General features: G+C 65.6%; 17 protein-coding genes. 8 read left to right on the top strand and 9 right to left on the bottom strand.

What is annotated here, in order from left to right:
* The first annotated feature begins 35 nt into the window (after positions 1-35).
* The gene (gene dnaE / locus CH283_RS15205) at positions 36-3,572 is read left to right on the top strand and encodes a DNA polymerase III subunit alpha (RefSeq protein ID WP_094640118.1); all 3,537 of its coding nucleotides are present in this window, start codon (positions 36-38) and stop codon (positions 3,570-3,572) included.
* On the opposite strand, the gene CH283_RS15200 is transcribed toward dnaE, so the two are convergent.
* Positions 3,543-3,812 (bottom strand): hypothetical protein, encoded by a 270-nt coding sequence (locus tag CH283_RS15200; RefSeq protein ID WP_094640117.1) that lies wholly within the window; start codon positions 3,810-3,812, stop codon positions 3,543-3,545. The genes dnaE and CH283_RS15200 overlap by 30 nt on opposite strands.
* A gap of 157 nt (positions 3,813-3,969) precedes the next feature.
* Between CH283_RS15200 and CH283_RS15195 the strand changes: the two genes are divergently transcribed.
* Both CH283_RS15195 and ilvA read left to right on the top strand, forming a co-directional pair.
* Positions 3,970-4,404: a nitroreductase family deazaflavin-dependent oxidoreductase gene (locus CH283_RS15195; protein WP_068051906.1), complete on the top strand. Its 435-nt coding sequence runs from the start codon at positions 3,970-3,972 to the stop codon at positions 4,402-4,404.
* A 70-nt stretch (positions 4,405-4,474) separates the two neighbouring features.
* Positions 4,475-5,830, top strand: a complete 1,356-nt coding sequence (ilvA, locus tag CH283_RS15190) for a threonine ammonia-lyase IlvA (protein WP_094640116.1) — start codon at positions 4,475-4,477, stop codon at positions 5,828-5,830.
* Between the two features lie 27 nt (positions 5,831-5,857).
* Here the strand turns inward: ilvA and CH283_RS15185 are convergent, their stop codons facing one another.
* Positions 5,858-6,382: a TetR/AcrR family transcriptional regulator gene (locus CH283_RS15185; RefSeq protein ID WP_068051915.1), complete on the bottom strand. Its 525-nt coding sequence runs from the start codon at positions 6,380-6,382 to the stop codon at positions 5,858-5,860.
* 124 nt (positions 6,383-6,506) lie between these two features.
* Here CH283_RS15185 and CH283_RS15180 point away from each other — a divergent pair, with 124 nt between their 5' ends.
* Positions 6,507-8,063 carry an MFS transporter gene (locus CH283_RS15180; protein ID WP_373454823.1) on the top strand — a complete coding sequence of 519 codons (1,557 nt, stop codon included), beginning with the start codon at positions 6,507-6,509 and terminating at the stop codon, positions 8,061-8,063.
* On the opposite strand, the gene treZ is transcribed toward CH283_RS15180, so the two are convergent.
* The 4 genes from treZ to CH283_RS15160 all read right to left on the bottom strand — a co-directional run bounded on the left by treZ (position 8,036) and on the right by CH283_RS15160 (position 16,689).
* On the bottom strand, positions 8,036-9,781 hold the full coding sequence (treZ, locus tag CH283_RS15175; RefSeq protein ID WP_094640392.1) for a malto-oligosyltrehalose trehalohydrolase: 1,746 nt from the start codon (positions 9,779-9,781) through the stop codon (positions 8,036-8,038). The genes CH283_RS15180 and treZ overlap by 28 nt on opposite strands.
* Positions 9,782-9,807: 26 nt before the next feature.
* Entirely contained in the window at positions 9,808-12,183 is a 2,376-nt protein-coding gene (treY, locus tag CH283_RS15170; RefSeq protein ID WP_094640115.1) for a malto-oligosyltrehalose synthase, read from the bottom strand.
* Positions 12,184-12,186: 3 nt separating this feature from the next.
* On the bottom strand, positions 12,187-14,478 hold the full coding sequence (gene glgX, locus CH283_RS15165; protein ID WP_094640114.1) for a glycogen debranching protein GlgX: 2,292 nt from the start codon (positions 14,476-14,478) through the stop codon (positions 12,187-12,189).
* A gap of 78 nt (positions 14,479-14,556) precedes the next feature.
* Positions 14,557-16,689 (bottom strand): acyltransferase family protein, encoded by a 2,133-nt coding sequence (locus CH283_RS15160; protein ID WP_094640113.1) that lies wholly within the window; start codon positions 16,687-16,689, stop codon positions 14,557-14,559.
* Between the two features lie 294 nt (positions 16,690-16,983).
* Here CH283_RS15160 and CH283_RS15155 point away from each other — a divergent pair, with 294 nt between their 5' ends.
* A complete protein-coding gene (locus CH283_RS15155) occupies positions 16,984-18,198 on the top strand; it encodes an MFS transporter (RefSeq protein ID WP_068051889.1) in 1,215 nt (404 codons plus the stop codon).
* A gap of 214 nt (positions 18,199-18,412) precedes the next feature.
* Here CH283_RS15155 and CH283_RS15150 read toward each other — a convergent pair whose 3' ends face one another.
* Positions 18,413-19,210, bottom strand: a complete 798-nt coding sequence (locus CH283_RS15150) for a MerR family transcriptional regulator (protein WP_094640112.1) — start codon at positions 19,208-19,210, stop codon at positions 18,413-18,415.
* Positions 19,211-19,357: 147 nt separating this feature from the next.
* Here CH283_RS15150 and CH283_RS15145 point away from each other — a divergent pair, with 147 nt between their 5' ends.
* On the top strand, positions 19,358-20,227 hold the full coding sequence (locus CH283_RS15145) for a GGDEF domain-containing protein (RefSeq protein ID WP_176460263.1): 870 nt from the start codon (positions 19,358-19,360) through the stop codon (positions 20,225-20,227).
* A 3-nt stretch (positions 20,228-20,230) separates the two neighbouring features.
* Here the strand turns inward: CH283_RS15145 and CH283_RS15140 are convergent, their stop codons facing one another.
* The gene (locus tag CH283_RS15140; protein WP_094640110.1) at positions 20,231-20,830 is read right to left on the bottom strand and encodes a CHAP domain-containing protein; all 600 of its coding nucleotides are present in this window, start codon (positions 20,828-20,830) and stop codon (positions 20,231-20,233) included.
* Positions 20,831-20,877: 47 nt separating this feature from the next.
* On the opposite strand from CH283_RS15140, the gene CH283_RS15135 reads away from it, so the two are divergent.
* Positions 20,878-21,657: an SIR2 family NAD-dependent protein deacylase gene (locus tag CH283_RS15135; protein ID WP_094640109.1), complete on the top strand. Its 780-nt coding sequence runs from the start codon at positions 20,878-20,880 to the stop codon at positions 21,655-21,657.
* Between the two features lie 38 nt (positions 21,658-21,695).
* Here CH283_RS15135 and CH283_RS15130 read toward each other — a convergent pair whose 3' ends face one another.
* Positions 21,696-22,076 carry a helix-turn-helix transcriptional regulator gene (locus tag CH283_RS15130; protein WP_231893909.1) on the bottom strand — a complete coding sequence of 127 codons (381 nt, stop codon included), beginning with the start codon at positions 22,074-22,076 and terminating at the stop codon, positions 21,696-21,698.
* Positions 22,077-22,138: 62 nt separating this feature from the next.
* On the opposite strand from CH283_RS15130, the gene CH283_RS15125 reads away from it, so the two are divergent.
* Complete coding sequence (locus tag CH283_RS15125; RefSeq protein WP_094640108.1) at positions 22,139-22,528, top strand: hypothetical protein; 390 nt, start codon at positions 22,139-22,141, stop codon at positions 22,526-22,528.
* The last annotated feature ends 66 nt before the right edge of the window (positions 22,529-22,594 follow it).

Below are 22,594 nucleotides of genomic sequence, written 5' to 3'. Positions count from 1 at the left end.
TCACGCCGACGCACGACCTTCAGGAGAGAACCTTCGTGGCCGATTCGTTCGTTCATCTGCACAACCACACCGAATATTCGATGCTCGACGGTGCCGCCAAGATCGGCGCGATGTTCGCCGAGGCAGCACGGTTGGAGATGACGGCAGTCGGCATGACCGACCACGGCAACATGTACGGGGCCAGCGAGTTCTACAACGAGGCAAAGAAGGCCGGGATCAAGCCGATCATCGGCATCGAGGCCTACATCGCGCCCGAGTCCCGATTCAACAAGAAGCGTGTGCTGTGGGGCGACCGCAGCCAGAAGTCCGACGACGTCTCCGGTAGCGGTGCGTACACGCACATGACGATGGTCGCCGAGAACGCGACCGGAGTCCGCAACCTGTTCAAGCTGTCCTCGCTCGCCTCCATCGAGGGTCAGCTGGGCAAGTGGGCCCGGATGGACGAGGAGATCATCGCCCAGCACGCCGAGGGCATCATCGCCACCACCGGCTGCCCGTCGGGTGAGGTGCAGACTCGGTTGCGACTCGGCCAGGATCGTGAGGCGCTGGAGGCCGCTGCCAAATGGCGCGAGATCTGGGGTCCGGAGAACTTCTTCCTCGAACTGATGGATCACGGCCTGTCCATCGAGCGGCGTGTCCGCGAAGGCCTGCTCGACATCGGCAAGAAGCTCTCGATTCCGCCGCTGGCCACCAACGACTGCCACTACGTCACCAAGGATGCCGCCGAGAACCACGAGGCGCTGCTGTGCATCCAGACCGGTAAGACGCTCAGCGATCCCACTCGCTTCAAGTTCGACGGTGACGGCTACTACCTCAAGTCCGCCGCCGAGATGCGCGAGCTCTGGGACGATCAGGTGCCCGGTGCCTGCGACAGCACCCTGCTCATCGCTGAGCGAGTGCAGCCGTACGACGAGGTGTGGGCGCACCGCGACCGCATGCCGATCTTCCCCGTGCCCGAGGGCCACACCCAGGGCACCTGGTTGCGCCACGAGGTCATGACCGGACTCGAGCGACGGTTCCCCGACGGCCCGGCCGAGGACTACCTGGCACGCGCCGAGTACGAGATCAAGGTCATCCTCGAGATGGGCTTCCCGGCCTACTTCCTCGTGGTCGGCGACCTGATCAACCACGCCAAAGCCGTCGGCATCCGCGTCGGGCCGGGCCGAGGTTCCGCCGCCGGATCGTTGGTCGCGTACGCCATGGGCATCACCAACATCGACCCACTGCCGCACGGTCTGCTCTTCGAGCGATTCCTCAACCCCGAGCGTGTGTCGATGCCCGATATCGATATCGACTTCGACGATCGTCGCCGCGGTGAGATGGTCCGCTACGCCACTGAGAAGTGGGGCAGCGATCGCGTCGCCCAGGTGATCACATTCGGCACCATCAAGACCAAGGCCGCGATCAAGGACTCGGCCCGAGTGCAGTTCGGCCAGCCCGGTTTCGGTATCGCCGATCAGATCACCAAGGCGCTGCCGCCGCCCATCATGGCCAAGGACATTTCGGTGGCGGGCATCACCGATCCGTCGCACGAGCGCTACAAGGAAGCCGTCGAGGTTCGAGCGCTGATCGACTCCAACCCCGACGTCGCGACCATCTACAAGACGGCCAAGGGACTCGAGGGCCTGATTCGCAACGCAGGCGTGCACGCTTGCGCGGTCATCATGTCCTCCGAGCCGCTCACCGACGCGATTCCGGTGTGGAAGCGCGCGCAGGACGGCGCGATCATCACCGGCTGGGACTATCCGTCGTGCGAGGCCATCGGCCTGCTCAAGATGGATTTCCTGGGCTTGCGAAACCTCACCGTCATCGGTGACGCCATCGACAACATCAAGGCCAACCGCGGCATCGACATCGACCTCGACGCTCTCCCGCTCGACGACCCGGCGACCTTCGACTTGCTCTCTCGCGGAGACACTCTCGGCGTCTTCCAGCTCGACGGCAGTGCCATGCGCGATCTGCTCCGGCGCATGCAGCCCACCGGTTTCGAGGACATCGTCGCCGTCCTGGCGCTGTACCGGCCCGGTCCGATGGGCATGAACTCGCACAACGATTACGCCGACCGCAAGAACGGTAGGCAAGAGGTCAAGCCGATTCACCCGGAGCTCGAAGAGCCGCTCAAGGTGATTCTCGGCGAGACGTACGGCCTGGTGGTCTACCAGGAGCAGATCATGCAGCTCGCGCAGAAGGTGGCCGGCTACACCCTGGGCCAAGCTGACCTGCTGCGTCGTGCCATGGGTAAGAAGAAGCTCTCCGAGCTCGAGAAGGCGTACGCCGGGTTCCGGCAGGGCATGTTGGACAACGACTTCTCCGAGGCGGCCATCAAGGCGCTGTGGGACACCGTGCTGCCCTTCGCGGGCTACGCGTTCAACAAGTCTCACTCCGCGGGCTACGGCCTGGTGTCGTACTGGACGGCGTACCTCAAGGCCAACTACCCGGCCGAGTACATGGCCGGCCTGCTCACCAGTGTCGGCGACGACAAGGACAAGGCTGCGATCTATCTGGCCGATTGCCGCAAGCTCGGAATCACGGTGTTGCCGCCGGACGTCAACGAGTCCGAACTCAACTTCGCGTCGGTGGGCAAGGACATCCGGTTCGGTCTCGGCGCTGTCCGCAACGTCGGTACCAATGTGGTCGCGTCGATCATCAGGGCGCGATCGGAGAAGTCGAAGTACACCGACTTCTCCGACTATCTAGGCAAGATCGACGCGGTCGCGTGCAGCAAGAAGGTCACCGAATCTCTCATCAAGGCAGGTGCTTTCGACTCGCTCGATCATCCGCGCAAAGGTCTGATGCTCATTCACGCCGATGCGATCGACGCGGTGATGGGTACCAAGAAGGCCGAGGCGATCGGCCAGTTCGACCTGTTCGGCGGGGAGGACGCCGACGAGTCCATCTCCGCGGTGTTCAACGTCCGAGTGCCGGACGAGGAGTGGGAATCCAAGCATCGGCTCGCCCTCGAGCGCGAGATGCTCGGTCTCTACGTCTCGGGCCACCCGCTCCTGGGCGTCGAGCACATGTTGGCGGCGAAGTCCGACTGCAACATCCCGACCATCCTCGAGGGTGACATCAAGGACGGCACCCAGGTGACTGTGGGCGGCATTCTGGCCTCGGTGAACCGTCGGATCAACAAGAACGGTCTGACGTGGGCGTCGGCTCAGCTCGAGGACCTGGCCGGTGGTATCGAGGTGCTGTTCTTCCCGCAGGCGTACTCGGTGTTCGGTGCCGATGTCACCGAGGATTCGGTGGTGCTGGTCAAGGGTCGGGTTTCGGTGCGTGACGACCGGGTTTCCTTGATCGCGAACGACCTTGCGGTGCCCGATCTTTCGGCCATCGGTATCGACAAGCCGCTCGCGGTGAGTCTACCGACGCGACTGTGCACCGCCGACAAGGTCGGCGCGCTCAAGCGGGTGTTGATCAGTCACCCAGGGACCTCGGACGTCCATCTGCGGTTGGTCAGCGGCGACAAGATCACCACGATGAAGCTGGACGACAGCCTGAGGGTGACGCCGACCTCGGCGTTGATGGGCGACCTGAAGGCGCTACTGGGGCCGGGCTGCCTGACGGGCTGAGGCCGGCCCGGTCGAACCCAACTCGGTCAGCCGCAGCGTCCACCAGGCGACTACGGCAACCGCTGCGCCGGCCAGCACGGCTGCCTGCAGCGAGCCGGCGATGACGAGGGTCGCGGCGAACACGAGAAGTCCGAGTGCGAGGGCTTCGAGCTTGTAGACCGGCCATGCGATGCCTGCCACGTCCGCGGTGCGCAGGGTAGGAGCGGGTCGACGGGTCACCTGGGTGCTCGTGTAGGTCATCGCGTTCTCCTCTGGTGCCACCGGCAGATTCGGGTCTCCGCTGCGCGAAGTTCAGACTATACCCAACAAAAGATTCGGTCCACCGAACTTGGGCTCCGGCCTGGCATTGTTGCCGATCTCCTGGCGTCGCAACGTCGGTGGGTGTTGACTGAACGCCATGCCATTGACAGGAGAATACGAACCGAGTTCATCCGACTGGGCCCGCGAGCAGGCCGAGCTGTACGAGAACTCCGGCGGAACCGAAGGCACGATGATGAACGGTATGCCGGTCGTGCTGCTGACCACGAAGGGCAACAAGAGCGGCAAGCTTCGCAAGTCGCCGTTGATGAGGGTCGAACACGACGGCGAGTACGCCATCGTCGCCTCCCTCGGCGGCGCGCCGAAACACCCCGTCTGGTACCACAACGTCAAGGCCGAGCCACTGGTCGAGCTACAGGACGGTCCCGAGAAGCACGACTACATCGCACGTGAAGTGACCGGCGACGAGAAGGCCGTGTGGTGGGAACGCTCGGTTGCCGCGTACCCCGACTACGCCGAGTACCAGAAGAAGACCGACCGCGAGATACCGGTTCTGGTTCTCTCGCGCGCCTGAGGAGTGTCTGCACCGGTCGTGGAACGGTCCCGGATGGGCAACCGTTCCACGCTGGTGGCAGCATGTCCTGGTGTCTTCATCCCCTGAACTCGCCTCCCAGCACTCATCGTCGGTAGCCGTCACCGCTGCCGACATCGATGCCGCTGCGGTGCGAATTTCTTCGGTGGTGGCCGCGACACCCCTGCAGTTGTGCGAGCGGCTGTCTGCGGAGACGGGCGCAAAGGTCTACCTCAAGCGCGAGGACCTGCAGATCGTGCGGTCGTACAAGATTCGCGGCGCATACAACCTGATGGATCAGCTGACGGATGCCGAGCGCGCCGTGGGCGTGGTGACGGCGAGCGCCGGGAACCACGCACAGGGCGTCGCATTCGCGTGCCGCACGATGCAGGTGCGGGGGAGGATCTACGTCCCGGCCAACACCCCCAAGCAGAAGCGTGACCGCATCCGGGTGCACGGAGGGGAATTCGTCGATCTCATCGTCATCGGCGACACGTTCGACGCGGCGGCTGCCGCGGCTGCCGAGGATGTCGCTCGTACCGGTGCCACGATGGTGCCGCCGTTCGACGACCCCCGAACCGTGGCCGGCCAGGGCACCATCGCCGCCGAGATCGTCGACCAGCTCGGCGGCGCGCCGGATGTCGTCGTGATGCCGGTCGGCGGCGGCGGATGCATCGCGGGCATCTCGAGCTACCTGCGTGAGCGAGCACCGCAGACCTCACTGGTCGGCGTCGAGCCGTCCGGAGCCGCGTCGATGACCGCCGCACTGATCGCCGGTGGTCCGGTGACACTCGCCGACATCGATCCGTTCGTCGACGGAGCTGCCGTCCGCCGCATCGGAGACGTGCCGTACGCCGCGCTGCGGTCGCTGGGAGCGAGTGTGGTCTCGCATGCCTCGTTGCCGCTGCTCACTGCGCCGGTGTTCGAAAGTGCGGGCCCGGGCGCGTTCCTGATCACGCAGATCGACGAGGGCGCGACCTGCACGGCGATGCTGGCGCTGTACCAGAACGAGGGCGTCATCGCCGAGCCCGCGGGCGCACTCGCGGTGGCTGCGCTCGAGCACCTCGACATCGCCCCCGGCAGTACCGTCGTGTGCCTGGTCTCGGGTGGTAACAACGACGTCTCCCGTTACGGCGAAATCCTCGAGCGCTCTCTGGTCCACCTGGGGCTCAAGCACTACTTCCTGGTCGATTTCCCGCAGGAACCCGGGGCGCTGCGCCGATTCCTCGACGAGGTGCTCGGCCCCGAGGACGACATCACGTTGTTCGAGTACGTCAAGCGCAACAACCGCGAGACCGGTGCGGCTCTGGTGGGCGTCGAACTCGGGTCGGCGACCGGATTGAGCCCGCTGCTCGAACGTATGCGGAATTCGCACCTGCACGTCGAGCAGCTGGAGCCGGGCTCTCCGGTGTACCGCTACCTGACCTGAGTCGGCCCACCGCACCTACCTGCGGCGTTACCGGCCGAGGAGGCGATCGACCACCTGTCGGTGCAGTTCGGGGTCCACGCCCGGGAGATCGAGGAGGGCTCCGAGGTAGATGCCGTCGCCGACGAGTCGGATGATCTCGGCCTGAACGGGGTCGTCGATTTCGGCGCGTAGCCCCTCGTCCCACAATCGCATCATCTCCGTGACGGCGTCCTGCACCTCGCCGGAATTACCGTCGACGCTGCGCAACGCGGCCAGGGTCGATCGATACAGAGCGATCTCCTTCTCGGAGATGGAGTCGGGTGGTTGCAGATACCACTCGGACACCGAGGTGCCCCCCGCTGCGGCGTCGGCGCGCTGCTGATCGGCCTGGGCACCGAGTCGCCTCACCATGGCGGCAACCAGGGCGTCCTTGGTCTTGAAGTGATAGAGCAAGCCGCCCTTGGAGACGCCTGCGGCGGCGGCGACACTGTCGAGGGTCACCTTGGTCATGCCGTGTTCGATCAGCATCGATTCGAGTGCGTCGAGTATTCGGTCGCGGGTGTCCGATGACATGAAACTCACTTTACCGGCTGGACGGTTCGCGGTACTCTCGATCACTGTACCGGCTGGACGGTCGGTGCCTGTCGTCGCTTCGGCCACCTACCCGGTCGTCGAGCGCAGAACGTAGGAGATCGTGGTGAGTGACGTGCGCACCGGTTCGGTGCACGAGGTCGACGGAGCGTCCGAGCATCGGGCCGGCCCCCGAGATTGGCTCGGGTTGGTGGTGCTTGCCTTCGCGGTGCTGCTCATCGCTGTGGACGGCACCGTCCTCGATCTGGCCCTGCCGTTCGTCAGCGCGGATCTGGCACCCACCAGCAATCAGCTGCTGTGGATCATCGACGTCTACTCGTTCGTCCTTGCCGGCCTGCTCATCACCATGGGCACGCTCGGCGACCGAATCGGTCGTCGTCGACTGCTGCTGATCGGAGCAGCGGGCTTCGGCCTCGCCTCGCTCGTCGCCGCGGTGTCGACCAGCGCCGAGATGCTCATCGCCGCCCGGGTGCTGCAGGGCATCTCCGGCGCAACTCTGATGCCCGCGACTCTCGGCCTGATCAGGACCATCTTCCTGAACCCGCGTCAACGCGTCGCCGCGATCGGCGTGTGGGGCGCGATGGCAGGCGGCGGTGCCGCCGCAGGCCCGCTCGTGGGCGGCTGGCTGCTCGAGCATTACTGGTGGGGATCTGTGTTCCTCATCAACATCCCCGTGATGATCGTGCTGATCGCGCTCGGGCCCCTGGTCATCCCCGAGTCCAAGGATCCGAACCCGGGGCGCTTCGACCTGACGAGCTCGGCACTGTCGATGCTTGCCATCGTCCCCGTGGTGTTCGCGGTGAAAGAGACTGCGGCACATGGATTCGACGTGGTCTACCTGCTCTCCGCGGTGGTCGGCGTCATCGCCGGGTACGTGTTCGTCCGTCGTCAGCGGACGCTTGCCGCCCCGATGATCGACCTACGACTGTTCGCCAACCGGGCGTTCTCGACGGGCGTGGCCACGAACTTCCTGTCGGTGTTCGCCCTCGCCGGGGTGTTGTTCTTCGGCTCGCAGTACCTGCAGCTCGTGCTCGGCAACAGCCCACTCGAAGCCGGATTGTTGCTGCTGCCCGGCACCGCCGCCAGTATCGTCACCTCACTGCTGGTCGCGGTCCTGGTTCGATACTTCAGCGCGGGAACGGTTCTCGGCGTCGCGATGATCGTCGCCGCCGCGGGCGCAGGCATCCTGGTCGGACTCGCGACCGACAGCGGACCGGCGTTGTTCATCGCAGGATTCGTCCTGGTGGGAGCCGGGGTCGGTGTGGCGCTCACGCTGACCTCCGAGTTGGTCGTCAGCTCCGTCGAACCCGAACGAGCGGGAGCGGCCTCGGCGGTGTCGGAGACCGCATACGAGCTGGGTATCGCGTTGGGTGTCGCCGTACTCGGCACCGTGGTCATGGCCATCTTCCGCCGCGGAATCGACGTCACCCAATTGACCCCCGAACTCGGAGCCAGGGCAGGGGAGACACTCGGCGGCGCGGATGCGGTGGCTCGTGAGTTGCCGGACTCGGTGGCGACGGTTCTGCTCGATTCCGCGCATGCTGCGTTCGTGTCGGGCATGCATGTCGCGGCCGTCGCCACCGCGGTGGTGCTGGCGATCACCGCCGTGTTCGTCCTGGTCAATCTACGTGAGCGTCAGGACTCCAGCACGACGACGGAGTGACCGGGAACCGTGGTGGCAGAGCCGGTCTCGTCCGAGGTCGTCGGCTCCCACTCGAGCAGTGCGGAGCCGCCGACCGGCACCGTCACCGCGGATTCGGACAGGTTGCACACCACGCTGATGCGGCCTCGGCGTACGACGATCCATTGCGCGTCCTCGTCGTACTCCACCTTCACGTGGTCGAGCCACGGATCGGTCAGTTCGGTACGGTCACGACGCAGCCGCAACAGATCGCGGTAGACGGCCAACAGTCGCCCATGATCGCCGTCGCCCAACTCCGACCAGTTCAGCTTCGACCGCGTGAACGTCTCGGGATCCTGCGGATCGGGGATATCGCTCTTGTCCCAACCGTGCTCGGCGAACTCCGCCTTGCGCCCCTCTGCGGTGGCCTTGCCCAGCTCGGGCTCGGGGTGCGAGGTGAAGAACTGGAACGGCGTAGACGCTCCCCATTCCTCGCCCATGAACAGCATCGGAGTGTAGGGGGAGGTCAGCACCAGGGCGGCCTTGATCGCGAGCTGGCCGGGGGAGAGGTAGAAGCCCGGTCGGTCGCCGATCGCACGGTTGCCCACCTGATCGTGTGTGGTCGTGTAGGTCACCAGGGAACTGGCCGGGATACGCCGGGTGTCCAGTGGGCGACCGTGGACGCGACCGCGGAAACTCGAGTACGTTCCGGCGTGAAAGAAGCCCTGCCGCAGCGTGTTCGCAAGCCCCTGCAGTGAACCGAAATCACCGTAGTAACCCTGCCGCTCACCGGAGACCGCGGCATGGATCGCGTGGTGGATGTCGTCGTCCCACTGGGCGTCGAGTCCGTAACCGCCACCCGATCGAGCAGTGATCAGCATCGGATCGTTGAGATCGCTCTCGGCGATCAGGGTCAGTGGCCGACCCAGATGAGAGGAGAGGCTTCGCGTTTCGATCGAGAGCTGTTCGAGGAGGTGTATCGCAGTGTGGTCGACGATCGCGTGCACCGCGTCGAGTCGCAGCGCGTCGATGTGGAACTCGGAGAACCATCGCAGCGCGTTGTCGAGGGCGTAGCGCCGCACCTCGCCCGAGTCGGCCTCGGCGTAGTTGATCGCCTGGCCCCAACTGTTGGCACCCTCGGTCATGTACGGGCCGAAGCGGTCGAGGTAGTTGCCGGACGGGCCGAGGTGGTTGTAGACCACGTCCAGAACGACGCCGATGCCGTGGCCGTGGCACGCATCGACCAAGCGCTGCAAGCCTTCCGGGCCGCCGTACGCCTCGTGCACGGTGTACCAGAGAACACCGTCGTAGCCCCAGTTGTGCACGCCGTTGAACCCGTTGACCGGCATGATCTCGATGAACGTCACGCCGAGATCGACGAGATGATCGAGCTTGGTGATGGCCGCATCGAACGTGCCCTCGTCGGTGAACGTGCCGATATGCAGTTCGTAGATCGACGAGCCGGGCAGCTGCCGGCCGGTCCAGGCCGCGTCGGTCCACAGCGTCGGATCGACGTCGAAGACCTGGGACAGCTCGTGGACTCCGTCGGGCTGCCGCGGCGACCGCGGATCCGGGAGGGCCTTGTCTGCGTCGTCGAGCAGGAAGCCGTAACGACTCGTCGGGCTGCACTCGACATCCGCGTGCCACCACCCGTTCGAGGAGCGCTGCATCGGATGCACCGTGTCGTCGAGTTGGAGCCGGACCGTCTCGGGGGTCGGTGCCCAGACCTGGAACCGACGAGTTGCTGCTGCCGATGTCACTGCCGGTGATGTCACTGCGGGAGACGTCACTGTGTCACCGTTCCTTCGTTGTCGCGCACCAGAAGTGCGACCGGGAGCGAGGCGAACACCTCGGCCACCGACACGGTGCCGGTGTGTTCGACGTCGGTGAGCCGATCGCGCCAGCGACCGTCGGGCAGGGTCACGGTCGTCTCGCCCCACCCCTGCTCGGCCAAACCGAGGGAGAGCCGGGTGGCCAGTGCCACCACGTCGGCGTTGCCGGGCAGTGGGCCACGTGCGAACCCGACGAGGTGCTCGGCTGCGGATCCGTCCGCGACGATGGGTGCGTAGGTTCCGCCGACGAAACTCGCGGGTCGCTCGCGTCGCACGTGCAGGGCGGAGCGAACGACGGCGAGCTTGGCGGCACCCGTATCGACCGAGAGCGCAGCGGGGTTCGACGCGGCGAGCATCGATCGACGAACCGAGTAGTCGACGGGCCTGCGGTTGTCGGGGTCGACGAGCGAGTCCTCCCACAGCTCGGTGCCCTGGTACACATCGGGGATGCCGGGTCCGGCCAGATTCAACAGCTTCTGGCCCAGAGCGTCGGAATGGCCGTGCGGAGCGAGCTTCTCGACGAGCATCGACATCGAACGGGCGACGGCACCGTCGAAGATCGCATCCAGCCAGCTGTGTACCGCGGACTCGAATTCCTCGTCCGGATCGGTCCACGTGGTGCGAAGGGCGGCCTCGCGAATCGCCTTCTCCGCGTAGGCATGGACGCGTTCACGCAACGAGGAGGTGACCACGCCGTCCGCCGGCCAAACTCCGAACAGGTTCTGCCACAAGAACATTCCGGTGGTGCCGTCGGGACTCGGGGTCAGTTCTTCCCAGTCCGTGATGCATCGGGCCCACAGCTCGGGAGTCTGCGACAGCACGCCGATGCGCGCTCGCACGTCCTCGCCTCGCTTGGTGTCGTGAGTCGACAGCGTCGTCATCGCCGCCGGCCATCGCTTCGCGCGGTCCGCATTGGTGAGATGGAAGAACTCTGTGCTGCAACCGAATCGGCTGGGATCGCCGCCGACCTCCTGCAACGAGATGAGCCGGTTGGCGCGGTAGAACAGGCAGTCCTCGACGCCCTTGGCGGTGACGGCACCGCACACCTGATCGAATCGCACCGGCGATTCGGCACCGCCGATGAGAGCTGTCGTCAACGCACCGAGGCCGGCTGCCAATTCGGGCTGCTCCTCGTCGATGTCCGCGATCACGCCGGGCAGTACGCGGGCCAGCGGTGCATAGTCGGTCCTGTACACGGGGACGGCCGCGACGACAGCGACGATCGCGTCGATGACGGACTCGAGTTCGACGGTGGTGCCGGACTCCCGTACGACCGCCCGGGCGAGGCGTCGCACCTCCGGGGACAGATCCCCGCGGGCGACACCGGTCTTGAGGTCGAGTTCCGTCTCGTGCAGCGTCTCGCTGTCGTAGGCGATGCCCGAGCGCACCTGAGAAAGTGCGGTGAGCGCGTGCACGCCCTCGGGATCGACGAAGACTCCGCCGACCGCGGCCAGAGCGTCGTATCCGGTCGTGCCGTCGACGGGGAGCGATTCGTCCAGCGGTTCGCCGTCGGCCAGAATCTTCTCGATGACCAGCCACCGGTCGGGGCCGAGGAGCCCGCGTAGTTCGGTGAGGTAGCCGGCCGGGTCGGCCAGGCCGTCGGGATGGTCGACGCGAAGTCCGTCGATCAGACCGTCCTCGATCCAACTGGCCACCTGGCGATGGGAGTCGGTGAAGACGTCGAGGTCTTCCTGCCGAATTCCTGCCAGGCCGTTCACCGAGAAGAACCGTCGGTACCCGATCAGTCCATCGGACCAGCTCACCAGTCGGTACGCCTGACGATCGTGTACGGCCTGCGCGTCGCCGCTGTCCGTGCCGTCGGCGATGGGGAAGCGGTGCTCGTAGAACGCGAGCAGAGGCTGGTCCTCGGAGCGGTCGACGGTCAGTTCGCCGACGTCGCTCGCGCTACCGAGAACCGGAATGGCGATCTTGCCGTCGACGCCGTTGTCGGCTCCGAAGTCGATGTCGAAGTACGTCGCGTAGTCGGAGTCACGGCCGCGTCGCAGCACGTCCCACCACCATGCGTTCTGCCGCGGGTCCTCCACTCCGACGTGGTTGGGGACGATGTCGACGATGATCCCCATGCCCAGCTCTGCCGCGCGAGAATGCAACTGCGTCAACGCTTCCCGGCCACCCAGTGCGGCCGAGACCGTGGCGGTGTCGGTGACGTCGTAGCCGTGGGTCGAGCCCTCGGTCGCAGTCAGGATGGGCGACAGATACAGGTGGGTGACCCCGAGGTCGTGGAGGTAGTCGACCACGTCGGAGGCGTCGGCCAGGGTGAAGGCATCGCCCCGCAGTTGTAACCGGTATGTACTGGTGGGCAGCGGCATATGTCAGGCAGTCTTTCGTAGAACGAGCAGGGAACGAGCGGTGACTTCCACGGGTGTACCCGCTTCGATCGATTTCTCACTTGTCCCGGTTCGCGACGCGGTGTTCAGCGCCACAGTCCATTCCTTGGCGTAGTTCCCGTCCGGGGTCACGAACTCGATGGTCTCGTGATGTGCGTTGAAGCACAACAGGAACGAGTCGTCGACGACGCGCTCGCCGCGCTGGTTCGGTTCCGGGATTCCGTCACCGTTGAGGAAGACCGTCAGCGACTTGCCGAAACCGCTGTCCCAGTCCTCCGGGGTCATCTCCTCGCCCGCCGGAGTGAGCCAGGCGATGTCTCGGGCCTGCTCGCCGGTGCGAATGGGGCGGCCCTCGAAGAATCGTCGACGCCGGAACACCGGATGCTCTGCGCGCAGCGAGATGGCGTTGCGGGTGAACTCGATCAGTTCGGCGTTCTTCTCGGCCAACGACCAGTCCATCCAGGCGAGTTCGGAGTCCTGGCAGTAGACATTGTTGTTGCCCTGCTGAGTACGCGCCATCTCGTCGCCGTGGGCGATCATGGGCGTGCCCTGGCTGAGCAGCAACGTCGCCATGATGTTGCGGATCTGGCGGGCACGCAGGTCCAGGATCTCCGGATCGTCCGTCGGGCCTTCCACACCGCAGTTCCACGAGCGGTTGTGGCTCTCGCCGTCGTTGTTGTCCTCACCGTTGGCGTCGTTGTGCTTGTCGTTGTACGACACCAGATCGTTGAGCGTGAACCCGTCGTGCGCGATGACGAAGTTGATGCTGGCACCGGGGCGACGGCCGGTGGCCTCGTACAGATCCGAGGATCCGGTCAGCCTCGACGCGAACTCGCCCAGCGTGGCAGGCTCACCCCGCCAGTAGTCGCGGACGGTGTCGCGGTACTTGCCGTTCCACTCCGTCCACAGGCCGGGGAAGTTGCCGACCTGGTAGCCGCCTTCGCCCACGTCCCAGGGCTCGGCGATCAGCTTCACCTGGCTGACGACCGGATCCTGTTGCACCAGATCGAAGAACGCGCTCAGGCGATCGACGTCGTGCAGTTCGCGCGCCAGGGTGGACGCGAGGTCGAATCGGAATCCGTCCACGTGCATCTCGGTGACCCAGTAGCGCAGTGAGTCCATGATGAGCTGCAGCGTGTGCGGGTGTCGCGCATTGAGGCTGTTGCCGGTTCCGGTGTAGTCCATGTAGTGCTCGAGGTCGCCGTCGACGAGCCGGTAGTACGCGGCGTTGTCGATCCCGCGGAAGCTGATGGTCGGGCCCATGTGGTTGCCCTCGGCGGTGTGGTTGTAGACCACGTCGAGGATCACTTCGATGCCTGCGGCGTGGAACGAACGAACCATGGCCTTGAACTCGGTGACGGCGGCACCGGGGGACTTGTGTGAGGAGTACTCCGCGTGCGGGGCCAGGAAGCCGAACGTGTTGTAGCCCCAGTAGTTTCGCAGCCCTTTGTCCAGCAGAACCTGATCCTGCATGAACTGGTGCACCGGCATGAGCTCGATGGCCGTGACACCGAGGTGGTTGAGGTGGTCGATGATCACCGGATGCGCCAGGCCCGCGTAGGTGCCGCGCTCGGCTTCGGGGATGTCGGGATGGTTGATCGTCATGCCCTTGACGTGGGCCTCGTAGATCACCGTCTCGTGGTACGGGCGCTTGGGGGCGCGATCGGCCTGCCAGTCGAAGAAAGGGTTGATGACGACGGTGGTCATCGTGTGTCCGAGCGAATCGTGCTGGGGGAAGTCGTTGTTCGGCGCGTCGTCGTGCGCGAGGGGAGCGTCCTCGATGATCTCGTCGTCGGGATCGGTGAGATCGGTGGTGTCCTCGAACGGTGCCTCGGAGTCGAGTGAATCCGCGGATTCGTCGTCGGTCGGTACCGCGGCCTCGGGTTCGGGAGCCGGCGCATCCATGTTGTACGAGAACAGCGATCGGTCGCCGTCGAACGATCCCTCGAACGCCTTGCCGTACGGATCGACGAGCAGCTTGCTCGGATCGCAGCGGTGCCCGGCCGCTGGATCCCACGGGCCGTGCACGCGGTAGCCGTAGCGCTGACCCGGTTCCACCGTGGGCAGATACGCGTGCCAGACGTAGCCGTCGGACTCCTCGAAACGGATGCGGGTCTCGGTTCCGTCAGCGGCGATCAGGCACAGATCCACGGCCTCAGCGGCCTCGGAGAACAATGCGAAATTGGTTCCTGCTCCGTCGTAGGTCGCGCCGAGCGGATAAGCGGATCCCGGCCATACTGCGATGGCAGGCGTGTCGTCGGAGGCTTCGTGCAGCATGGATCAACCCTACTGTGGCGGCTGGGCCCGGGCTTACCGAGCGCGAGCCGCATGCCCCTGGCCTTGGACCGACTCCGATCACGGTCCGGCCCACCAGCCGGTGGCCGATCCGATCTGTCGGCCCAGCTCGGTGGTGAGCGTTCGCACGTAGGTGGCGGTCAGATGGTGTTCGTCACGGTAGATCAGAACGTTCCCCTGCTCGGCGCGGCACACGGTGTCGTCGCACACCGCATCGGACAGGTCGAGAGCAGAGAACCCGGGCAGCTGGAACGAGGAGGCCAGGGCCGGGTTGACGGGGTCCAGCGCCTCGTCCCTCGGGATACCGCAGGAGGCGGCCGTGCCGCCGTCGGCGAGGCAGTCGATGGCCCGATACGCGAGCCACGGGGTGTCTCGGATGCCCAGAATTCCGACGCCGTTCGCGGTCAGTTGCTGCCACACCGAGGCGTACCAGGGCGGTGTGAAGTCGCCGGGCGCGTCCTCCCTGGGCCGGGTGGCGGTGGTGAACAGGTAGTCGGGTTGCATCTCGGCCACCTCGGCCAGCACGGTCTGTGTCCAGTCCAGGCAGTCGGGGTATTCGTTGGGGCCGAGCATCGGCATCGTGTCCGTGCTCAGCGGGCAGCCCATCTTCAAGAACGTGACGACCGCGAAGCCGTGCCGGAGACCGAGCGTGTCGAGGGCGGTCACCCAGTGTTCGGCGTGCGAGCTGCCTGCAAGCACGATCGTCCGGTCCGAGTCGACGTCGCCGTAGGTACACGAGACCGCGTCGCGCGTCTCGAAGTCCGCGATGCAGCCCTCGAGGGTGGTGGCCGGCAGATCCTCGGGGGCGGAGTACAGCGGGGGACTGACGTCGGCCGGCTCCACGCGAATCCCGTCGGTCAGTTCGAGCGCTCCGGGGTGAGTCTGCTCGTCGACCGATCCGTCGGCTTGCACGGCGTTGATCGACCGGTCGATGTGGAAGTTCCATCCGATCGACCCTGCCGTCACCGTGACGGCAGCGATCGCCGCAGTCGCAGTCACCGCGATGCGTGCCGGCGTGAATGTCGGCGACTGCGTGGGTCGCTCGACGAGGCGGACGGTGAGCCATGCCAATGCAACCGAGGCTCCGACGATGCCGAGACCGCCGAGAACGTCGGCGTGAGGTCGGCCGGTGGCCGACAGGTAGAAGATCAGCAGCGGCCAGTGCCACAGGTACAGCGGAAACGCGATGGATCCGAGCCAGGCGAAGAACCGGTTGGAGAGCGTGGCCGCCACTGCGGTCTCGGAGCCCGCGACGATCAACGCGAGGGTGGCCAGCACCGGAATCAGGGCCAGGGGACCGGGAAACGCCGATACACCGTCCACGAGAAAGCCGCACGCGACGATGATCGCTATTCCGATACCGGCAAGGGCCCCGCGTAGCTGCGACCGCGTTCGGGTGTCATCGGAGGACGGCTCGGTGGACGGCTCGCCGCTGCGTGCGGCGAACACGGCGGCGACTGCGGCTCCGAGCATGATTTCCCACAGCCGGGCACCGGTGTCGTAGTAGTTCCACGCCTGGTGGCGTCGCACACCGTCCGCTGCGTACACGAAGGAGACCACCGCGATGACGGCGAATATCACCGCGAACGTCAGCGGTCGAAAGCTTCGTGGTCCGTCGGGACGCACGGTGCGTCGTATCCACGCGAGACCGAACACGACAGCGATGGCCAGTAGATAGAACTGGAACTGGACGGCCACCGACCACAGGTGCTGAAGAGGGCTCACCGAGGGGTCGGCCGCAAGGTAGTCGTTCGCCGTCGTCGCCAGCTGCCAGTTCACGTAGTAGAAGACGCCGGATACGAGTTGATCGCCCAGGTCGGCCCAGCGAGTGCGCGGCAGCAGGAATACCGATGCGACGGCAACCGCGGCCAGCGTGATCAGCAGGGGAGGCCCGAGCCTGCGCAGCACCCGAGTGATCCGGGTGAACGGATTCAGGCTCGCCCCGGCCTCGGCCGATCTCAGCAGAGATGCGGTGAAGAAGAAGCCGGACAGGGTGAGAAATACATCGACGCCTCCCGACACCCGACCCATCCAGATGTGGAATACGACAACGAGCGCGATGGCCACGCCGCGCAGCCCGTCGAGGTCGTGCCGCTGCGGTGGCCGCTGCGGTCCGCTGGGCGAAAGAGCGGTGTCCCCCTGAGCCGGAACAACCGAAGCCGAAGTATCGGAGCTGCTGTGGGGTACGTGCATGGAGGAGAGGTGACTTCCCGGCTGTGTATCGACCACTCGGTCGGGGGTCGCGGACGGTGGTACCCGGTTCTGGTGAAGACGGGATTCTGGGGCAAACAATACGTGTACGTGAGGTGAAGTAACCCTCGGAGTCTGCTTTGCCGCGATATGCCCAGTTCGGGGACGGTTTCGGTCTGATCCAGCGGTGTCTGGCTTGCGCATGTATAGCGCGTATGCAAGCATTTGCTCAGCGCGTGCAACTACACGCGATAGCGCGATAATTGCGTACGCATATTCCAATCAGGAGTATCGGACATGCCACTCGGCCTGCTCGCCCTCGCCATCGGGGGATTCGGAATCGGTTTGACCGAATTCGTCATCATGGGGCTACTGCCCGAAGTCGCGGCCGATTTCGCGGTCAGCGAGGCCACGGCCGGTTGGCTCATCACGGGCTACGCGCTGTCCGTGGTCGTCGGGGCCCTGCTCGTCACCGCCGCCGTGACACGGTTTCCTCGCAAGAGTGTCCTGCTCGCACTGATGTGTCTGTTCATCGTCGGCAATCTCGTCTCCGCACTGTCGAGCAGCTACGAAATGATGCTGCTCGGCCGCGTCGTTGCAGCGCTGTGTCACGGAGCGTTCTTCGGCATCGGTGCCGTCGTGGCGGCCAGCCTCGTCGAGCCGGCGAAGAAGGCGGGTGCGATCGCCATGATGTTCGCCGGTCTGACCGCCGCCAACGTCCTCGGAGTTCCGTTCGGGACGTTCCTGGGTCAGAACCACGGTTGGCGCTCGACGTTCTGGGCGATCACGGTGATCGGCGTCGTTGCGCTGATCGGTATCGCCGCCCTCGTTCCTCGTGACAACGGGAGCGGTGAGGTAAGCAATCTGCGTCGAGAGCTGCGCGCGTTCCGGTCGGTGCAGGTGTGGCTGTCCATCGCGGTCACGGTGCTCGGGTACGGCGGCATGTTCGGTGCGTTCACCTACATCGCGTTCACGCTCACCGACGTCAGTGGCTTCGCGTCGAGTTCGGTGCCGTGGCTGCTCGTGCTGTTCGGCGGTGGATTGTTCGTCGGCAATTACCTCGGCGGCAAGGCAGCAGACCGCAACCTCACCGGATCGCTGACGATTCTGCTGGGTGCACTGACCGTCGTACTCGTCTTCTTCGCGCTCACCGCGGAGAGTCGCCCGGCGACGATCGCATCCCTCGTGTTGATGGGTGCGTTCGGCTTCGCGACGGTCCCGGGGCTGCAGATGCGGGTGATGTCGTTCGCATCCGACGCTCCGACGATGGCGTCCGGCGCGAACATCGCCGCGTTCAACCTGGGAAATGCGTTGGGCGCGTGGCTCGGTGGTGTGACGATCTCGGCCGGTCTCGGCTACACCTCGCCCATCTGGGCCGGATCCGGTATCACCGCGGCGGCCTTGATGGTGCTGTTGTTCGCAACCGGACTGCTCCGACGCGCCGACGCGGATCCGATCGAGGGGGCGGACCGACCGAGCGCTGCGACCAGTGCCGCGGGATCGTCCACGTGAAGGCCGAAGGAGTGGGCACTACCCTCGACCCTCCACCGCCGCAGGGGTGCGGGCACGGACACCACTGTTGCGCAGGACAAATCGATGTCGACGGTGGTGCCGTCCTGATTCGGTAGGACGAGTCGGCCGCCGTCGAGCGTCGGCGACACGACGCCGAAGCGGCGGTGAACTCGGGTGGAGACGATGCTCGCTCGGTCCACCGTCGCGACGACCGTCATCGACTATCACCCGGTCTGCTCGGTTCGGTGGTCTGCAGACGTGCGGTGGCTTCGATGATCACTGCGCGCTGAGCGGGATCGGGCACGATGTCGTCGATGCTCAGCGGGCCGGTCTCGTCGGCAGTGTCGTCGGGCGCAGCCGAGAGAAGAGCGCCGATATCGAGCATCGAGGCCAATTCTGCTGCGAGCGAATCGATGTCGTCTGCGGCATCGTCGACGTCTCGGCCTTCGAGCGCGCTGAATCTACGCAGGAGCGCCAGGTATGTCTGCCGGGTTCCGGGATCGACCAGCGCCGCTGTCGTCGTCTCGAAGAACGATGCGGGGACGGTGCCCGCGATCGCCATCACCTCGAGCAGGTCACGCTTACGGAGCAGCGCTTCTCGCTCGGTCTCCGCAGCGGCATCGATCAATGCGGCAAGTGTGTCCGCCGCATCGCGCGGCAGAGCGGTCAGTGGACGATGCTCGACGGCGTCGTCGAGCAGGACCGACAGTCGAGTGTGCTTGTGCGCCAACGCTTTCTGCTCCGATTCGATACCGGCCAGCAGAGCCCGTAGATCGGCGACCACGTTGCTCTCGTCCGCCTCGGACCGGTCGAGGGCGGCTGCTATCGCGCCGAGGGGCATTCCGGCATCGGCGAGCCAGCGGATTCTCATGAGTCGAACCACGTCGTCGATCGTGTACTCGCGATACCCGTTGGACAGACGGCGTGGCTCACCGAGCAGGCCGAGACGGTGATAGTGCCGCACTGTTCGAGGTGTCGTTCCGGCGGCGTCGGCCAGGGATCCGATTCTCATGTGTTCAGTGTGAACCGTGACGCTATGTCAAGGTCAAGATCGGCAGAGCCCTGCTCACGTGCCGCCCGGGTGCGACGCACCGAGTATTCTCGGTGGTCCGTGCGATTCGACGTGGCTTGCACTGTTCGAGGAAGAGACCGGCTGAAGATGGTCGACACCGAACGTTGGTATCGGGAGATGTTCGAGGCCAGCACGGTCGGATTGGCCCTGGCCGACGAGAACGGATTGTTGGTTCTCGCAAACGAGGCGTACGCGGCCATCGTCGGTTGTCCCCGTCACCTGTTGGCCGGCCGGTCCTCTCGCGAGTTCACTCATCCCGACGATCTGGCCCAGCATGCCGCCATGGAACAGATCATGGCCGACGCCAAGGCGCGTGGGGAATCGGTGCACGTCGAGAAGCGCTACCTGCATCCGGACGGCACGGTCCGGTGGGGATGGGTCTCGGCCAGTGAGGTCCCGGGCCCCGGAGGCATTCGGTGGACGATGGCTGTAGTGCACGACACCACCGATCGTCGGCGCGTCGAGGACGACCTTCGGCAGGCCGCGCAGACCGATGCCCTCACCGGATTGCTCAACCGGCGTGGATGGCGAGATCGGCTGCATCAGTTGACGACACCGCGCGGTGCCGATGTCGTATTGGCTCTGGCGATGCTCGACTTCGACCGGTTCAAGTCGTACAACGACAAGTACGGGCACGGACGCGGAGATCGGCTGTTGATCCAGTTCTCTGCTGCTGTCGAGGACCTGCTCGGTGGCCGCGGATCCATCGCCAGATGGGGCGGCGAGGAGTTCGCTCTGGTGATGCCCGGCGTGGGTGCGACGACCATGTCGGCCGTGCTGGCCGAGTTGTCGGCGGTCGTGCCCGACGGACAGAACTTCTCTGCCGACTACACGACACTGCGTGCCGGGGAGTCCGTCGACGACTGCTTCGACCGCGCGGACATGTTGCTCTATCGAGCCAAACGAGACGGCGGCGCTCGTTCGTACGGTGACGCAGATGCAATCCCGCCGGAGTGACCGTCAGCTCTGGAGTCGACCGAATCCGACTACCCCGGAATCGGATTCGTAGTGCAGCGTGTGCACTCTGATCTTGCCGGCCTCGTTGCCGCCGACGGTGACGGCCTCGTCGCCGTCGACTGCGACGATCACGTTGGTGTGTTGTCCGCTGAAGCTCGTGTTGTCGTAGAGCACCACATCGCCCACCGATGGCGTGTAGTCGCCGACGGCCTCGAATCGTCCCTGCTCCTGGTAGTACTCCTGCAGGGTGTAGACGCCGGGAATGCGCCACGAACCCGAATGGGGGTTCGACAACGGCAGGCCGGCCTCCTTCATGATCCAGCTGACGAAATCGGCGCACCACGCTTCCTCGACGCCCTCGGCGTAGAACGTGCCCGGACGCTGCAGTTCGTGCTCGGTACGCAGGAGTTCGACCACCCGAGCCTGATCGGCGGTCAGCTCGCCGGTGCTCACCTCGGGGAACGCTTCGGTGTCCCACGGGAGGTACCGGCTCGGTGCCAGCCACAGAACCCCGACAGCCACCACCACCACGACGGCAGCTGCGCCGGCGGCCAACCACAGTGGCCGGCGTCGTCGAGTGCGCGCGGTGGTGTCGATGCTCATGCGACCACGGTAGCGCGACGTGGCACACCGCTCGGCACAATAACCGGGTGAGCACTTCCGAGAACCAGTCGCCCGTAGCCGTTCCGAAGCCCGTCGTGGACTCCGCGCGAGAGGCCTCGCGGATCACCGTACTCACCGGCGCAGGCATGTCCGCCGAGTCGGGGATCGCCACATTTCGGGATGCCCAGAGCGGATTGTGGAAGGACTTCGACCCCAGAGATCTCGCGAGCCCGGAGGGGTGGTCGGCCGACAGCGATCTGGTGTGGGGCTGGTATCGATGGCGAGCCGAATTGGTCCGACGCTCCGAGCCCAACGCCGGTCACGTGGCACTTGCGCAATGGCAGCAACGGGCGCACGTGGACATCGCCACCCAGAATGTCGACGACCTGCACGAGAGGGCCGGGGCCACGGTTCTCGCGCACGTGCACGGCAGTCTGTTCGAGCCGTACTGCAGCGACTGTGGAACACGAGCATCGTTCGACGACGGTGCGGCCGACGCCCCGGCCGAGGCCGATCAGCGAGTTCCGCCGCCGGAATGCCCGCTGTGCGGCGGGCTGATCAGGCCCGGAGCGGTATGGTTCGGCGAATCTTTGCCCGAGGCCGCGTGGGAGGCGGCCGAGCACGCGGTTCGTGAGGCCGACCTCGTTCTGGTCGTCGGCACGTCGGGAGTGGTGTACCCGTTCGCCGGGCTGCCCGCGATCGCCCGCAGCGCCGGAGCGACGGTGGTCGAGATCAACCCGGTCGAGACCGAGGTCTCGGACATGGCCGATCACCGGTGGCGCACCACGGCCGCGACGGGATTGCCTGCGTTGGTTGCGCAACTCTGACCCTGGTGGCGTGAAAAACGGTGATTCCCACTCCCGGATCACTCGGTGGTCAATGCCTCGATCAGAGCGTTCATTGCCGATGCGGCACTGTCGGTTTCGGTGGGCCCCAGAGCGGCGAGGCTGGCGATGAGTGCTGCTATCTCGGGGGCGGTCAACCGCACTGGCCGAGGCGAGGCGACACTTGCCAGCCGAGATCCGCCGTGCACACCCGGCACCGCATCGAGGGGGACCCCGGACTCACGCAACCGGGCGAGGTCGCGTTCGACGGTGCGCACGGAGACCCCGAGCCGCTGCGCGAGTTCGGGCGAGGTCAACGGCGCAGCCGCCGACCCCAGCCACTCGACGATCCGCTGCTGACGCGCGACGCGGCGCAGGGTGAGTGCGCTGTCGAGCGACCGGGGCGCATTCTGCTTCGGCACCGTCCGAATTTTTCCCGATTCCCGACACAGCCCTGACGGGAATGGGTCCTACCGTTGTCGATATGACACCTGACAACGAATCGGTCGACAGCTTCTTCGCTCGTTATACGGGGTACCTGACCTCGGGTGATCTCGACGGTCTGGCCGAGATCTACAACTATCCGGCTCTGGCGGTCACAGCGCGGGGATGTGCGGCGATCGCCGAGCCGCAGCAGACCCGAGAGTTCTTTCGGCAGGGGCAGACCTACTATCGGTCGCGCGGAATCGAGGGTGTGCGGGCCCGCGACATCGTCACCGAGGCCGAGGTGCCGGGTATCTGGGTCGGGCATCTTCTTCTCGAGAACCTCGACTCCGACGGTTCGCCGGTGGGAACCGAGCGCAATGCCTATCAGGTGGTGACGTTGGACGACGGCACGCGCCGGATCGCGGTGACGACGCCGCTCGATGCCTAGAGCTGGGCGGAGCCGCATCGGTACTGTGGGCGAGAACGGTTTTTCTTTCTCAGGTAGGGATAACAG

Origin of the sequence: Rhodococcus sp. 05-2254-2 (genome assembly GCF_002259095.1) — a bacterium.
In the GTDB taxonomy this organism is placed as follows: Bacteria; Actinomycetota; Actinomycetes; order Mycobacteriales; family Mycobacteriaceae; genus Rhodococcoides.
The sequence above is the reverse complement of the archived record's forward strand: the minus strand, read 5'-3'. Positions and strand labels throughout refer to the sequence as shown.